General features: G+C 26.0%; 17 protein-coding genes. 14 read left to right on the forward strand and 3 right to left on the reverse strand.

What is annotated here, in order from left to right; genetic code table 11:
* Positions 1-139 precede the first annotated feature (139 nt).
* From I4U66_RS03055 to I4U66_RS03085, 7 genes are all read left to right on the forward strand, one after another.
* The gene (locus tag I4U66_RS03055; RefSeq protein WP_271957201.1) at positions 140-2,239 is read left to right on the forward strand and encodes a cell wall-binding repeat-containing protein; all 2,100 of its coding nucleotides are present in this window, start codon (positions 140-142) and stop codon (positions 2,237-2,239) included.
* Between the two features lie 110 nt (positions 2,240-2,349).
* Positions 2,350-2,961 (forward strand): DedA family protein, encoded by a 612-nt coding sequence (locus tag I4U66_RS03060; RefSeq protein ID WP_195237145.1) that lies wholly within the window; start codon positions 2,350-2,352, stop codon positions 2,959-2,961.
* Between the two features lie 326 nt (positions 2,962-3,287).
* Positions 3,288-4,763: an N-acetylmuramoyl-L-alanine amidase family protein gene (locus I4U66_RS03065; RefSeq protein WP_195928463.1), complete on the forward strand. Its 1,476-nt coding sequence runs from the start codon at positions 3,288-3,290 to the stop codon at positions 4,761-4,763.
* A gap of 78 nt (positions 4,764-4,841) precedes the next feature.
* Positions 4,842-6,074 (forward strand): DUF6080 domain-containing protein, encoded by a 1,233-nt coding sequence (locus I4U66_RS03070; protein WP_442971177.1) that lies wholly within the window; start codon positions 4,842-4,844, stop codon positions 6,072-6,074.
* A 19-nt stretch (positions 6,075-6,093) separates the two neighbouring features.
* Complete coding sequence (locus I4U66_RS03075) at positions 6,094-6,996, forward strand: decaprenyl-phosphate phosphoribosyltransferase (RefSeq protein WP_195928465.1); 903 nt, start codon at positions 6,094-6,096, stop codon at positions 6,994-6,996.
* A gap of 8 nt (positions 6,997-7,004) precedes the next feature.
* Entirely contained in the window at positions 7,005-7,649 is a 645-nt protein-coding gene (locus I4U66_RS03080; protein ID WP_166505969.1) for an HAD-IB family hydrolase, read from the forward strand.
* 60 nt (positions 7,650-7,709) lie between these two features.
* Positions 7,710-8,117: a GtrA family protein gene (locus tag I4U66_RS03085; protein WP_166505968.1), complete on the forward strand. Its 408-nt coding sequence runs from the start codon at positions 7,710-7,712 to the stop codon at positions 8,115-8,117.
* A 2-nt stretch (positions 8,118-8,119) separates the two neighbouring features.
* On the opposite strand, the gene I4U66_RS03090 is transcribed toward I4U66_RS03085, so the two are convergent.
* On the reverse strand, positions 8,120-9,205 hold the full coding sequence (locus I4U66_RS03090) for an acyltransferase family protein (RefSeq protein WP_195928466.1): 1,086 nt from the start codon (positions 9,203-9,205) through the stop codon (positions 8,120-8,122).
* A gap of 220 nt (positions 9,206-9,425) precedes the next feature.
* Between I4U66_RS03090 and I4U66_RS03095 the strand changes: the two genes are divergently transcribed.
* From I4U66_RS03095 to I4U66_RS03120, 6 genes are all read left to right on the forward strand, one after another.
* Positions 9,426-9,590, forward strand: a complete 165-nt coding sequence (locus I4U66_RS03095; RefSeq protein ID WP_166505966.1) for a hypothetical protein — start codon at positions 9,426-9,428, stop codon at positions 9,588-9,590.
* 60 nt (positions 9,591-9,650) lie between these two features.
* The gene (locus I4U66_RS03100; protein WP_195928467.1) at positions 9,651-10,586 is read left to right on the forward strand and encodes a hypothetical protein; all 936 of its coding nucleotides are present in this window, start codon (positions 9,651-9,653) and stop codon (positions 10,584-10,586) included.
* Positions 10,587-10,765: 179 nt separating this feature from the next.
* Complete coding sequence (locus I4U66_RS03105) at positions 10,766-11,374, forward strand: DUF4352 domain-containing protein (RefSeq protein WP_195928468.1); 609 nt, start codon at positions 10,766-10,768, stop codon at positions 11,372-11,374.
* A 509-nt stretch (positions 11,375-11,883) separates the two neighbouring features.
* Complete coding sequence (locus tag I4U66_RS03110) at positions 11,884-13,536, forward strand: cell wall-binding repeat-containing protein (protein WP_166505963.1); 1,653 nt, start codon at positions 11,884-11,886, stop codon at positions 13,534-13,536.
* Positions 13,537-13,866: 330 nt separating this feature from the next.
* The gene (locus I4U66_RS15010; protein WP_166505962.1) at positions 13,867-14,070 is read left to right on the forward strand and encodes a transposase; all 204 of its coding nucleotides are present in this window, start codon (positions 13,867-13,869) and stop codon (positions 14,068-14,070) included.
* A 311-nt stretch (positions 14,071-14,381) separates the two neighbouring features.
* A complete protein-coding gene (locus tag I4U66_RS03120; RefSeq protein WP_166505961.1) occupies positions 14,382-14,696 on the forward strand; it encodes a hypothetical protein in 315 nt (104 codons plus the stop codon).
* 187 nt (positions 14,697-14,883) lie between these two features.
* Here the strand turns inward: I4U66_RS03120 and I4U66_RS03125 are convergent, their stop codons facing one another.
* Positions 14,884-15,054, reverse strand: a complete 171-nt coding sequence (locus tag I4U66_RS03125; RefSeq protein ID WP_195928469.1) for a hypothetical protein — start codon at positions 15,052-15,054, stop codon at positions 14,884-14,886.
* A gap of 167 nt (positions 15,055-15,221) precedes the next feature.
* Positions 15,222-15,578 (reverse strand): helix-turn-helix domain-containing protein, encoded by a 357-nt coding sequence (locus I4U66_RS03130; RefSeq protein WP_195928470.1) that lies wholly within the window; start codon positions 15,576-15,578, stop codon positions 15,222-15,224.
* Positions 15,579-15,759: 181 nt separating this feature from the next.
* On the opposite strand from I4U66_RS03130, the gene I4U66_RS03135 reads away from it, so the two are divergent.
* Positions 15,760-16,551 (forward strand): conserved phage C-terminal domain-containing protein, encoded by a 792-nt coding sequence (locus tag I4U66_RS03135; RefSeq protein ID WP_207743612.1) that lies wholly within the window; start codon positions 15,760-15,762, stop codon positions 16,549-16,551.
* Position 16,552 lies beyond the last annotated feature (1 nt).

Below are 16,552 nucleotides of genomic sequence, written 5' to 3' on the forward strand. Positions count from 1 at the left end.
TTATTATAAAAAAGCACAAAAAGGAAATAATGTAAAATAAAAATAATTAAAAGGAGAGATTGATATAAAAAAATTCATAAGTTTAGTAACAATAGTAAGTACACTAATCCCCATACAAATATATGCATCAGAATGTGTAATAGGAGGAGAAAATAGATTTGAAACATCTATAGAAATATCTAAGAATTTTAAAATATCTAAAGAAGTAATAATAGTAAATTCAAAGTCAATTCCAGATATGCTATGTGCAAGTATATTAGCATCTCAAATAAACTCACCAATACTTCTAACTAAATATAACAAAATAGATAATAAAACAATAGAAGAAATCAAAAGGCTAGAAACAGAAAAAGTATATATAATAGGTGGGAAATCCGTAATTCATAAAAACGTAGAAAATCAGCTTAAGGAAAATAACTTAGAAATTGAAAGAATAAATGGAAAAGATAGATATGAAACGTCAGTCCAAATAGCAAATAAAATAAACAGCATAAGCAATGAAAAATGTGATGAAGTAATAGTTGTTAATGGACAAGAAACTTTAGTAGATGCAATATCAATAGCACCAGTAGGAGGAAGTAAAAATATCCCAATCATATTATCAAAAAGAGATAACATAGAACATGGTTATAGATGGATAGAAGATAAGTATATAGATAAGACTTATGTTATAGGAGGGGAAGATTCAATATGTAATGAAATATTTAAAAAACTACCAAATCCAAAAAGAATAAGTGGTAAAGATAGATATGAAACTAATGGGAAAATAATAAGAGAATTTTATCCTGATAAATTAAATAAATTATATTACTGTAAAGGAAATAGTGAAGATTTAGTAGACGGAGTATTAATAACACCGTTAGCTACAAAAGAACAATCTCCTATTGTAGTATTAGGCAAGAGTATTGACAATACTCAAAAAAAAGTGCTAAAAGGAAAAGAAATAAAAGAACTTGTACAAGTTGGGTATGGGATACATAAAAATGCAAAGAATGAACTAATTAGTATTAAAGAAAATTATAAACCACCAAAACCAGTAAATCCACCTACAAAACCATCAAAACCAACACCACCAATAAAACCAGAAGAATCAATACCTCCAGCGCCAATAGAACCACCAACAGAACCAGAAGAATTAATACCACCAACAACAATAGAACCACCTCTAGAGATAGAAGATAAATTAGCACCGAATTATGTGAATCATAGTACTGATAATGAAAAGAGAATAATAAACATAGAATTTGATGAAGACATAGATAGCAATGTAGATTATATAAAAGAAAAAATAAAAATAGAAGTAGATCCTAATTGTATATTAAAATTAGAAAATAAAGATTTTAATACAACTTTAGATGAAGTAAAATATATTAAATTAAGTAAATATGATGATGTAAAAATAGATAACAACAACCTAATAATAAAATTACAAGAAGAAATTGTAGGTAAAGATAGTAAGATAATAATAGAAAAAGAAAGCATAAAAGATAAATATGGCAATATCATAGAAGAAGATATAATAATAGAAAACTTAGATGGAGTAGATAAAAATATAGCATTTGTAAAAAATGAAGATGAAATAAGAAAGTATATAAAAATAGCATCACAAGACAAGGAAACTATAATAAAACTAGAAAATCATATTAAAATAGCAACAAACAACTATTTAAATATAAATAGTAAAGTAACTATAGATGGAAGTAATGGTGAAGAAAATTATAGTATAGAAACACTAAGTTTGCAAAATCCAGGAATATTTATAGGTCATGATGGAGTAGAGCTTAGAAATTTTAATATAAAATCAAGACAAGAATCTATATCTATACAAATGTGTTCAGATATAAAGCTTAAAAATATGAATATAGAAACACAATCGGAAATTTTACCAGCTATAAGTATTTCAAGTTCAAATGTTAAAGTAGATAATATTGTAGGAAAGAGTAATAAATCTACAATTAGTTTAAATGAATCTTATATTAAAAATCGTGTATCAAAACTTATATTAGAAGGAAGGGTGACAAATAGTTTAAATGATGAAAATGTAATAAAATCAAGTGATACTATATACAGCAAGATCCCTTCTATATATGTTGAAAATAAAATAACAGAAGATGTAAATACACCTAAAAATAAAATAATATTAGGAGAAAATTTAGAGAAAGATTATATAAACAATAACTACGAAATAATTAATCAAAGTGATGAATACAAAACATATGAATTATATTTTGAAATATAAAATAACATAAGTTATTATAAAATATAGAAAATCTAACCATTTATGACTACTAATAGAAACTGTAATAATGTATAATAGAAACTGACTAAATTTATAAATGGAGAGATTCAATGGCTTTAGAACAGTTTTTAGAAGTTTTTATTAGAGAATATGGATTAATAAGTATGTTTTTATTAGTAGCATTAGAATATGCAAATTTTCCACTACCTAGTGAAGTAGTACTACCACTTATAGGTATGGTAGGAGCATCATATGATATGGATTTTGTGACTATACTTATAACAACAACAATAGCGGGAATAGTGGGATCTTTATTAAATTATTGGTTAGGAGCAAAATTTGGAGATGGACTTTTAGATTATATTAGAAAAAAGTTTCCAAAAACTAAAAAATCTCTTTCAGCATCTTATAATTTTATAAAAAAATATAATAAATCAGCTATAATGTTATCTAGATTTGTGCCTGTAGCAAGAACAGCTATTTCATTAGTAGCTGGAACTGTGAAAATGAATGTATGGTATTTTATACTATATTCAAGTATAGGAATACTTTTCTGGAACTTAGTATTAATAGGTGGAGGATACTTTATAGGAAACAAAGTATTAGCAAGTGGCGGAATTATAAATACTATAGTAATGGTGACAACAGTATTAGTAGTTGGAATAGTAATAATACTATTTATAAAAAACATAAAAAAATCAAACTGTAAAAGTAAAAACTAAGATTATATATTAAAAATATAATAGTAAAAAGTCCCTTGAGATAATATAGTTATTATTTCAAGGGATTTTTTATATAAAACATTTAGATAGTATTAGTTAAATTAGCAAATTGGATTTTTAATTGTAATAATATATATACAAATATATATACAAAGTAATAAAAAATTTAATTTCATAACAAAAAATAATGAAATAAAAATAATAAAATAAAAGTAAATGAAAAAACAAGGAAAAATAGCAATTAATAACACTAAAGGAAACCTCCTTAAATAAGTCTAACTAAGTAATTCAAGCAATATATTAGAAATCAGGGGGGAGGAATAAGAGTGAAAAAAAAGCTAAAAAAATACATATCTATAATATCAACAATGGTATTAATATTAGCATTTTCTTTTATAAACATAATAAACATAGAAGCAGCGAGTGCACATCTATTAGTTATAAATTCAAAAACTAATAGGATGGGATATTATGTTAATAATAAGTTTGTTAGGGAATACAGGGTGGCAACAGGCAAAAAAAGTACACCAACTCCACAAGGAAAATTTAAAATAGTAAATAAGATTAAAAATAGACCATATTACTCAGGGGGGATACCAGGAGGAGATCCTAGAAATCCATTAGGTGATAGATGGTTAGGGCTTCAAGTAGGCTTAACTTATGGAACAACATATGGAATACATGGAAACAATAATGAAAGCTCAATAGGTAAACATGTATCAGGTGGATGTATAAGAATGCACAACAAGGAAATTAGAGATTTATTTGAAAAAATACCAAATAAAAGTGAAGTAATAATAAAGTATACAGATCAAAGCTTTAAACAAATAGCAGCAGGCTATAAAATAAGTTTAACTGATGGAAATGAAATAAAAACAGGATGGCAAACTATAGGTGGAAAAAAATATTACTACAACTCTAAAGGACAAAAAGTAACAGGATGGCAGACAATATCAGGAAAAAAATATTACTTTGATGCTAATGGAGTAATGCAGACAGGTCTTAAAAACTTAAATGGAAATAGCTATTACTTTGCAAATGATGGGATAATGAGAACAGGATGGCAAGAAGTAGTAAAGGGAAGAAAAAGTTACTTTGATAGCAATGGAGTAATGAAAATAAAGTGGCAAGTAATAGATGGAAAAAAATATTACTTAAATCCATTAAATGGAGTGGCACTTTGGAATTGGCAATATCTAGATGGTAATAAATATTATTTTGGACCAGATGGAGTGTTAAGAACAGGACTTCAAACAGTAGGTAATGAAAAATATTACTTTGGAAATGATGGAATAATGAGAACAGGATGGCAAGAAGTCATAAAAGGTAGAAGAAGCTACTTTGATAATAACGGAGTAATGAAAATAAAGTGGCAAGTAATAGATGGTAAAAGATACTATTTGAATCCACTAAATGGAGTATCATTATGGTACTGGCAAGAGTTAGATGGTAATAAATATTATTTTGGAAATGATGGAGTAGTAAGAACTGGTTGGCAAATAATAGATGGTAAAAAATATTACTTTAATCCAGATGGATCAATGCAACAAAGATGGGAAGAACTAGATGGAAATATGTATTACTTTGGATTTGATGGAGCAGTTAGAACAGGATGGCAAAATATAAATGAAAAAACATATTACTTTAATGGTGATGGAGTGCTTCAAAAAGGAATAGTAGAGATAGATGGTAAAAGCTATTACTTTAATGAATATGGAGAGATGGAAAGAAACACAGTAGTAGGTAATGGAGTAATAATAGATGAAAATGGAGTGATAATTGATTTCGGAGAGGGGATGTAGAAATACATCCCTTTTTTCATATATAAAAATAGAGATTATATGGTATAATAAACAAGCTATAAACTTATGCAAAAAGGAGTGGAAACTTTGACAGAAAAAATAGCAAAACATAAATCAGAGATATTGTTATTTATATCAGTAGCAATTATATACTTAGCAATAGCTATAATATTTTATTCAAAAACAACAATATTCTATGATACAAATAATACGTATGATGTATTATTAGATACAGATACAGGTGTATTATTTAATTGGAATACATTTGCGTTAGCGCAAGATAATAGTAAACATATACTATTCATGCAGATAGTATCATTAATAGGATATCCAATACATTTACTGAGTACGAACATAGCTACTAATTTTAATATAGGGTTTAACCATGTATATGGTATGGGGTTAATACTATTACAAATATTAGTAAGTTCAGCGTCAATAACAATGGTATATAGTACAATAAAGAAATTAAATATAAAAAGGGAAATACTAGCACTAATAATAAGTATGATGGTATTTTCATTCCCTCAAATATTTATGACTATGAATGTAGAGAGATTTATATATGGCCAGTTATCATTAGTATTCTTTGTATTCTTAGTAAATAAACTTAAAAATAAAGAATCATACTGGATAGATATAGCTGCAATACCTCTATTTGGAATGACTCTTACTAATATATATATGTATGGAATAAACTTATTATTAGAGTTTAAAATAAACATAAAAAAAATAGTAAAGCATATTGGAGTATTTGTATTAGCTACATATGCAATTATCGTATCATCAAGAGCATATAATAGCTTTTTCATGGTAAAAGATATAGTCAAAAGTGATACAAAATTTATACAAGTAATACCTATGTTTGAAAAACTAAAGATGACATTAGTAAGATTACTATACCCAACAATGTATTTTCCTAGTGCAAAATTTGAAAATGGGATGTTTTTACAACAAGGACTTCCAAATTTACTATTCTTCATATTATTTTTAGTATTATTTGTATGTGCAATAATAGGAGGTATAAAACATTATAAAGAAAGAATACCTCAATTATGTTTAGGGGCAATACTTGCGAATATAACATTACATGGAATAATAGGATATAACTTAAAAAATGCAAACATAATGGCTATATATTTTTCATTTGCAATAATAATACTTTTAGCTTATTTCGCAAAATCTTTACCTAAAAAATATACAAAAATATTCATTATATTCTTAGTAGTAGTATTATTAACTATGATAATAAGCAACATACAAGGATTTTTACAAATATTAGAAATAGGGATAAATAATTATCCTAAATAAAATATAAAGGGGGAAGTATATGGAAAACTCAGTGATAGAAAATTCTTTAGAGGAAAGTAGAGAAAAAGAAAACATAATAGGTCAATACATAAAGCTTATGAGGCCACATCAATATATAAAAAACTTATTTGTAGTAGCAGCATTAATATTTTCAAATAACATAGGAAATTTAGATTTAATATATAAAACAATAATAGCATTTATATCATTTTGCCTAATATCATCAGCTGTATATGTGCTAAATGATATAGTAGATATAGAAAAAGATAAATTACATCCTAAAAAATGTAAAAGACCACTAGCAAGTGGGAAAATAAAAATAAAAAATGCAGTAGTATTGTTAATTGGATTAATAGCAGTAGCACTAGTTTTATCATCAAAAATAAACTTAAAACTAACAGCCATAATATTTATATACTTAATAAACAACTTATTATATTCATTTAAAATAAAAAATGTAGTACTACTAGATGTATTTTCAATAGCAATAGGATTTATATTGAGAGTATGTGCAGGGAGTGTAGCAATAGGAGTAGAATTATCAAGTTGGATAATATTATGTACATTCTTCTTATCTTTATACTTAGGGCTAGGTAAAAGAAAAAAAGAAATAGAAGGACTTAAAAATCAAGCAGGAGAACATAGAAAAATACTAAAAGAGTATAATCCAGAAATAATAAACCAAATGATGGGAGTAGTATTAAGTTCTGTGATAGTATGTTATGCACTTTACTCAACAAGTAATCCAGATAAACCTCAAATGATATATACAACAATATTTGTAGTATATGGAGTTCTTAGATATAACTATATAATAAATACAACAGAAGAAGGAAACCCAACTGATGTAGTATTAAAAGATAGAACTCTACAAATAAATGTGATATTATGGGTATTAAGTTGCCTATTAATATTAATGTAGGAGGGTATATGAAAAAGAAAGTACTATTACTAGATATAGACTATACAGTAATAAATACAGATAGTATGATAGACTTTATACTATACTCACTAAAAACAAAGCCATTAAAAACAATAATAAAAATACCATATATATTTATAACTCTAGTAGGGTATGCATTAAAGTTAACTAGCTTGAAAAAAGCAAAAGAAGCTGTATTTAGCCCAATAGTAAACTTTAGTGAAGAAGAATTAAAAGAATTTTTTGATAAAAAATTAAAAGTTAAGATAAATAAAAATATAAAAGACATAATAGAAAAATCAAAAAAAGATTCAACAATAATAATGATAACTGCATCACCAAAAGCATATATGAAATATTTCAAAGAATATAAATATGCAGATGAAGTGATAGGTACAGAATTATTATATGAAAATAATAGATATAAAAATGAAATAATAGGAAACAACTGTAAGGGAAAAGAGAAAGTAAAAAGAATTGAAGAAGTACTAAATAAACTAGATATAGAAATAGACTATGAAAATTCATATTCATACTCAGATTCAATGAGTGATATGCCAATGTTTGAATTAGTAAAAAATGCATATCTAGTAAACAAAAAAGATGGAAGTATAAAAGAAAAAATAAATCATAAATATATACAAAAAGCATAGCTATAACCATTAACCACCAGTATTAAAAATTGGTGGTTAAATACTAAATAGGAGAATGATATGGATATATTAAAAAAGTATAGAGAAAGCATCATGTATTTAGTCTTTGGGGGACTAACAGTAGGTGTTAATATAGCTACATATATAGGATTAACAAGAATAATAGAACTAAACTATATGGTAGCAAATATAATAGCATGGATAGTAGCAGTAATATTTGCATATATAACAAATAAGTTTTTTGTATTTGAAAGTAATAATACAGAGCTAAAATTTTTAATAAAAGAATTTACGTCATTTGTAAGTTGTAGACTATTATCAGGTGTAATGGAAATGATATTAATGTATGTGATGATAGATATGATGGGAATAAATGACTTTATAACAAAGATATTTACAAACATATTAGTAATAGTACTAAACTATGTACTAAGTAAAGTAATAATATTTAAAAAACAAGCGTCATAAAATTATGACGCTTTTTTCATATCCATATTATTTTTCATATTTATATTAGATGAATTAAATTTAAGCTTAAAATTCTCAAACCTACCAAAAGTTTTGGCAAATATAATATTAATTAAAATAACAGCAACAATATTTATAAGAGTTAAAGCGCATCTTAAAACAAAGTTGTATCCAGTTAAATTAAATAAATACAGATAAATAGGCTGTAGTAATAAATAAGTAAAAGGTTGATATAAATAAAGGGTAAAACCATAAGCACTATAAATATCAACAATATTTCTTATATAAGGTAAATCCCCAAATTTTAATATAACTTTTCTAAACATATATAAAAAGCTAAAAGCAGTCATAGTAAAAACTAAGAATGCAAAATTTGGGGGGAATTTATTAGTAGACATATTTAAAACATATCTATCACCCTTAACAATTAAAACTAAAGCTATAAAAAGAATCGAAGATATAGCTATATTTTTGACTACTGAAATATTAACATCCTTAAATTTTGTATAGAAAAATCCTGTATAAATCCAAAAAGCATAGAAAATAACACTTTTAAAATCAATATTAAGAGTAGTATTTTCAAAATAGAATACTAATATTGAAATAAATAATAAAGGGATAAATTTAAAAATACCTTTTAGACTTTCAAATAACTTAAACATTGGGGGTATGAAAGGTACTAACAATAAGTACACAGGCATAAACCATAAATGCCAAGTAATAAAAGGTATGAAAATCCCAGGTTTCTTTAAAGGATGTAGTGTATCATATACAAATATATTTATAGGAGAATCAGTAATAGAAGTTCCTAAAATATAAGCTATATATTGAATGAAAATAACAAATAGTCCAAAAATAAGATATGGAACTATAACCCTTGGAACACGAGATATAAGGTATTTAATGTAGCTTTTTTTTGAGCTAAGTGAATAACTAGCACCAGTAATAAAAAATACCACAGCCATTTCAAATAAGAAAAGTGACTTTAAAACGTGATTAGAAACAGGGAACCAAAATAGAGTATGTATAACTCCGACTACATACATCATTATAAGACCACGATAAATATCTAGTTTTTTGTCTCTCAAAATGTCAACTCCTTGTAAAATGTAATATATCCAAATAAATATTATACCATATATAAAAGAAATCTTAGATATATAGTTATTACTTTAATAAACAAAAATAGATGAAAAGATAAATAGTGCTATAAATAATATATCAAATGAAATAAGCGTAATATCAAATAATGAAGCTAAAAGTACAATAAATATAGAAAAAACAGCATATACAAAGGAAAATAAATTAGTGACACTATTTAGTGGAGAATTAGAAGCAAATAATGTTATAAAAATAAATTCTAATACAATAAAAGATAACAGCAATAACAAAAATGATGAAATTACAATAAAATATGAAAATAGTGAAGCTCTTGAATTAAAAGGTATGGAATTTAAAATGTTCCTAAAATAGATAAATATGGTGAATTTGTAAATACTAGAACAGTTTTAGATGTAGAACAAGTAGGAGATAGTGATATATAAGCTAAAAGTAGCTAATTTAACAACAGAATTTGGTGCTCTAAGTGATAATGTATATTATGGTGAAACTGGAAGAAAAGTAAATACTAATTTTGAACGCTTTAAGGGTCTGAATGATCAAATTATATATATTGAAACAGGAGTAGAAGATAGTGGATACTATGAAGGTAAAGACATTGTACTAGGAAGATTCGAAGTATATGGAAATCTAGTAGGTAGAAGTTCAAATCCTGCAATAATGAATGCTGAAATTGGCTATACACAAGAAAATGGGCAATTAAACTCACTAACAATACCGAAAAATTCATACCCTGGAAAGATAAATGTATACGTTGTAAAACCAGATGTAAAGCCTATTATCGAATCAAAATATGACCCTAAGAATGTATTAACTAATGGTGAAATTATTTGTAAATCTTCAATAGATGTTGATTTAATACCAAATATTACTGATATAGAGTCATTACAGTATAGCTTAGTTAAAGATCAACCACAAAATATGAATGGAAGTTTTATAAAGGATAATTATAGAGTATTAAATAAAAATACAAAAAATAATACTCAAGTTACTATAAAAGGATTAGATATTGTGAATCGTGTAGGTAAAGATAAACCACAATATAATATTAATTATACTACATCTAATACAGCTAATAAAAAAGAATTAGAAGCATTTATAGGTGATAGAGTATTAAATAAAATATCTACACAGTCAGGTGAAAAAATTAATTTAGATGGTCTAGATATAGATATACTTGGGCTTACAAAATTTTTCAAAGAAACGAATATAAAAGGAAGTACAATACTAGGCGACATGGAGATAAAATATCTAACTATGGAACTTACTTTAGACGTTAATGTAAATGGAAAAACTGAAACTGAAAAAGTAGGTGTAATCTGGAATACATCACTAAAGGATGCACAATAATAGATTTAAACTAAAATATATTAATACAAATAAGGGACTTCATTGATGTTCCTTTTTTATTAAGAAAAAATTATAAAAAAGTTCTAATTCTAACAATAAATGACAAAAAACTACAAAGTAAATATGTATAATATACCTTGGACTTAAAAAATATAGACAACTTGTAGGAGGATTACATAATGGCAAAATTAATAAATTGTAAAAGCTGCAGTAATGAAATAGCATCTAACGCAAAAGCGTGTCCTAAATGTGGGGCAAAAAATTCTAAACCATTTTATAAAAAGATATGGTTTTGGGTTTTAGTTGTAATAATAATAGCTGCAATTGGAGGGGCTGGTTCAAACAAACCAAAATTAGTTTCAGAAGATAAACCTATAGTAACAAAAGAAGAAAAAAGTAATAAAACAGAAGTATTCAATATAGGAGATACTATTGAATTAGATAAATTTAAAATAACAGTAAACGAAGTAAAAACTACAAATGGAAGTGACTTTATAAAGCCACAAGAAGATAATGAATTTTTATACGTAGATGCAACAGTAGAAAATATATCAGATAAAGAACAAACTGTATCATCTGTGCTAATGTTTAAAGTAGTAGATAAAGATGGAAGAGCTATGAAACAAACTATAGTAGAAAATGCTAACGGTCAATTAGATGGAACAATAGGACCAGGAAGAAAAATGACTGGAGAATATGTAGTTGAAGTTCCTAAAGATGCAACAGGATTAGAATTACAATTTGATAGCTCATTAGGAGGTAATCAAGTAGTAGTTAAACTTAAATAAATACACATAAAAATATAATGAATAAAGAGAAGAAGGTCAAAATTTTTTGAGCCTTCTTTTTTATTATTATTTAGCGTATTGAATAATTTGAACAAATAAAAATGTATTCAAAAAAAGATATAAGTGGTCTTGGTTATAGAATTGGCAAAAAGATTACAGTTAGTCATAAAAAGTCACATCAAGTTAGTAAAAAAGTGTAATACATTTTACGACAAAAACATTTTAAAATTAAAATATTTATAAAATAAAAATAATATTTATGACATAAAAAGACAGGGATGAAACGATGAAAAATATAGAAAAATGTATAAAAATAGAAAAATTAAAAATATAAAGAAGATAATGTAATAATATGCAGAAAAATGTAAAACAAAAATAGGTGAAAATTACAAGAGATTATATTATCATCTACTTGTGTGAGAAATACAACTTTGTGAGAAATATGGTAGACGGAATTTACATAAATAAAGAGATGTAATTATTTTATATAATTTTGGGGAGGAACGAACATGTTAAAGAAAAAGAATATAGCAATGGCAATGGCATTTACTACGGTTGCAACTAGTGTTGCTCCAGCATTTGCAAATACTTCAGGAGTTCAGAATATAGAAGTATCTAGTGGAGAAACTGAAAAGATAGCAAAAATAAATGAAAAATTAGCTGAAGCAGAAAAGATAATGTATAGCGCAGATAGAAAAACAACAAATAGTCAAGGCGAGTATACTGTAAGATATGTAAAATTTGAAAAGAATTCACTAGGTGAAACTAGTCAAAATGTTCCGGTTTATAGAGTGGAAAGAACTAGTGAAGCGGGAAAAGAAATAATAAAAGTAGTTGATAGAGGACATAGAAAAGAATTTGAAACTAGATGGAATCCGACTACTAATAGAAATGATATAGTAGAAGTTACTTATGATCATGATGTAAAGGGAAATAACTTACCGGAAAAATTAGTAGCTCAAATAACTATAACTACTAAAACTAATGTTAATGAATATAATATAGATGCTAACTTATTATTTAAATCAAATGGAAAGTATAGCGAAATGGGTGAAAGATTAAAAGAACACTTTAAAAAAGATCAATCTAAGATAACAAAAACTGAAACAGTAGCTGATGGAAACAAGACAGGAAAAAAACTAACAGTTTCAGGAAATACTCAATCATTTATATTAACAGTATGGGGAACACCTTCAGTTAATACAGAAGATTCTGCAATAGGGTCTTTAGCAGGAATAGATAGATGCGAAACTGCTGCACAAGTAAGTCAAGAAGGATGGGTAGACGGTTCTGCAAATACAGTAGTAATAGCAGGATGGAATGGTACTCCAGACGCATTAGCAGCAACACCATTAGCATCAGCATTAGATGCACCTATATTATTAACTGAGAAGAATAAAGTTAACAACTTCACAAAGACTGAAATAGATAGATTACAAGCTAGAAATGTTATAATCGTAGGTGGAGAATCTCATGTTAGTAATGATGTTATAAAAGAATTAGAAGGTATGGGATTAAATGTTAAGAGAATATCTGGATCAGATAGAACTAGAACATCTTTTGAAATAGCAAAAACTCTAGAAGAGGTAGTAAAAACTGAAGGAAAGAAAATAAATGATGTATATGTTGCAGGTGGATACAATGGAGAGGCAGATGCATTATCTATAGCTTCTCATGCTGGTCAAGTAGAGCAACCAATATTATTAATAGATAAGAATAGAATTGCTGACGATGTTAAAATATGGATAGAAAAGCAGAATACAAGAGGTACTATAATAGGTGGAACTTATGCAGTAGACAAAAATGTTGAACAACAGCTTGATAAAATCGTTGTAGATCAAGCTCAAAGAATAGACGGAGCAAATATACAAGAAACTAATGCTGCTGTAATAAATGAATTCCACAAAGGTTCAGAAGGTTTATTAATAGCTCAAGATAAAGTATTAGTAGATGCATTATCAGCAGGACCATTAGCAGCTAAAATGAATGTTCCTGTAGTTTTAGGAACAAATAATATAACTAAATCTCAAGAAACTGCTATAAGAAGTAATGTACAAGTAAAAGATAAAGAGTTATTATCTAGTAAAGCTTTCAACATAGGTCATGGCGTATCAAGATCTGTTGTTAAATTTATAGAACGTATATTTACTACAAAAGCTTAATTTAATTATATTATTACTATGAATAATAAGAAATGATGTAAGGGCTGTCGCACTAAAAATAGGGCGACGCCTTTTTTTTATAAAAATAAGCCAAAATTTAAAAGAAGATTGTGGTTTTGTATAATAGTTATATGCAAAATAAAATACTAAACAAATTGGTTATACTACTATAGTTATAATTATAAATTTAAACTACTATTAAATGTTGATTGTAGAATTCTGAAAGATGATTTAATTAGTTTATTAAGACAAATTATTGAGGAGATTAAATTAGAAAAGTTATACAAGACTTATTCTTAAATTAGAGGAAATATAATAATCCAAAAAAATATGTTGAATATTGTAATTTATGTAAATATGAACTGTATGTATTCATCTAGAGAAATTGAAAAAGTATGCATAAGATATATCAAATTTATGTATTTATTAGACAGAGCTTCAGCTCCAGATTATTCAACAACTAAAAGAATTAGAAGTATTGATTTTAGTATAATATTATATACATACATAATAGAACGAATTATGATAAAGTGAGATTAGTATAGAAAGCTAGAATCGAACATACTTCAAGCAAGTGGACAAAGGATAGTAGTCAGTTAAATGTAAATGCATTTTCTAATAATATGAAATTATCGCAAGATAGAACAAGGGTTGGTAATGTAAATGTTGTTTTATATGTTAGAGATCAATATTATACATCAGATTATGAATATAAATATCATATAGAATGGTGAGATACATTACAAGAAAGAAAAGATAAAAATAAAATAGATAGATATGTTATAACTAGAAAACATGATGAAAACTTTAATGTAACTCTTATTAATAAAAAAACACATTGTATTATGGAAAAGAATACTTCTTCTCATATAAGGGTATGTAGATCTTGTCTTAGAAAATTAGACTATGAAGGTTACAAAAAAGCGGGACATAACTATGCTAAAAAAGATAAAATTTATAATAGATTTTCTCTAGAAAAGTTTTTAGAGGAAAACAGAAGGAAAAAGAGTTTTTTACCAAAAGATGTTGAAATTAAAAGTTGGATAATAAAAGAGGATAATGAGTATCCTAAGAATTGGAATGAATTATCTAGAACCTATAGAAAAAAGGTCAATTGGAAATGTGAAAAATGTGGCAAAGATTTTTCTAACAGAAGATAGGAACTAGAAGTTCATCATATAAATAGTTGCAAAAGTGACTGTAGGGATAAAAATCTTATAGCACTTTGTCATAAATGTCATGTTCACGAACATCAGTAATTTATTATATAAGACTATTACAATCTTATAAAGATATGTAATATATAATTAAAACAAGTAAAATAAAAGCTAGACATTTGCCTAGCTTTTATTTATACATTTCATACATAAGACTAATTTTCATATAAAGATCTTTCTTTTCTTCAGAACTAAAATTATCACTAGAAAAAACTACACTAGCAATTTCCATTATCTTATCAAAGTCCTTAGACGTAGGTTTTTCACCTTCAAATTTAAGAAACTTACATTCACTAAACATAAAAAATCCCCCTGAGTTTATTATTATAATTAAAATTGTTTAAAATGACATTAAATAACCAAAAGAAGCAAAAATTCAAATAAATAGTATATATAGTGCAAAGGTTCGTAAATATATAGAATATATGTTTTGCACTAAGCTGAAAAATTAGCCACGCTTTGCGTAGCCTATTTTAATGAATCAAAATAAAGTGCAGATAGCTCTTTAAATAGTTTGTCTTTTTCATCTCTACTAATATCTTTGTTTTTAAAGAATTCTTCAACAAAATCTAAGAACTGGTCTTTTATATCTATATTAATATCTCTGTCTTCATTTATACATAGTAAGTAATCTAAAGATACATTAAAGTACAGGGCGAAATCTCTAAGTGCTTCTGTTTCTGGCTTTCTCTTGTCGTTTTCATATTGAGATATTGCTGACTTTGTGAATGTATAACCATATATCTTATTAAAATCATCTACTAACTCTTGTTGTTTTAGACCTTTTTGAATCCTAAGTTCTTTAAATCTTTGTCCAAAAGTCATTTTAAATCCACCTCACCATACTTAAAGTATAGTATAAAGTTTCGTTGGTGTAAACTAAAAAACAAATATTAGAAAAAAATATTAAAAATGTATTGAAAGTTAACGTAAATAGAACTACAATTTAATTAAAGATAACAAAAATAAAACTAATTAACGAATACAAAACTTAAAGGGGGATTTTATGTATAGTAAGTTAAATATTAGAGTCCTTAGGTTTAATCCAATTAAGGATGTAGATAAGATTATATTTAATCATTATCTTATGAGGAGGGTTAATGCTAATAATATTTACAAAAAACTTGAAGCTGGGTATTTTACATTTACTATAAGTGGGGCAGTTATTGAGCTTGGCTTTTCTAAGGGCAAGGTACAAAGATTAATTAAGACATTTGAGGAGTTAGGTATTATTAATAGGGTAGTTAAAGGGAATAAAACCAATAAGTGTTCTGTATATGAGTACATTACTGATTTTAAGTGTGATACTAAAATTAATACTAAAAAAACTACTAAAGATGATACTAATATAAATTTGGATGAAGAATTGTACATTAGTGATTTTAAGGATTTTAAAGATGTAAATTTTAAAGATTATTTAGATGATGATACTAATAATGATATTAAATGCGTAACTAAAGAAGGTAACTTAGAAAAAGATAATATAAATAAAAAAATAAATAATATATATGTTGATGTAGTAAATTATTTGAATGAAAAGTGCAAAAAGAATTTTAAACCAACCACCAATAAAACTAAAAATCTTATCAATGCAAGGATAAATGAAGGATTTGAATTATATGATTTTAAGAAAGTCATAGATATTAAGTCAAAGGAGTGGATGTATAGTGATATGCAAAAGTATTTAAGACCTGAGACTTTGTTTAGCAATAAATTTGAAGGATATTTGAATGAAGAGATTTTTGAAGATATAAAAGAAGAGTCTAGTGAAGTATGGGATATTGAATTTGACTATTAGG

The sequence above is a fragment of the Romboutsia sp. D33t1_170424_H2 genome, from assembly GCF_015669105.1.
Lineage (GTDB): Bacteria > Bacillota > Clostridia > Peptostreptococcales > Peptostreptococcaceae > Romboutsia_C > Romboutsia_C hominis.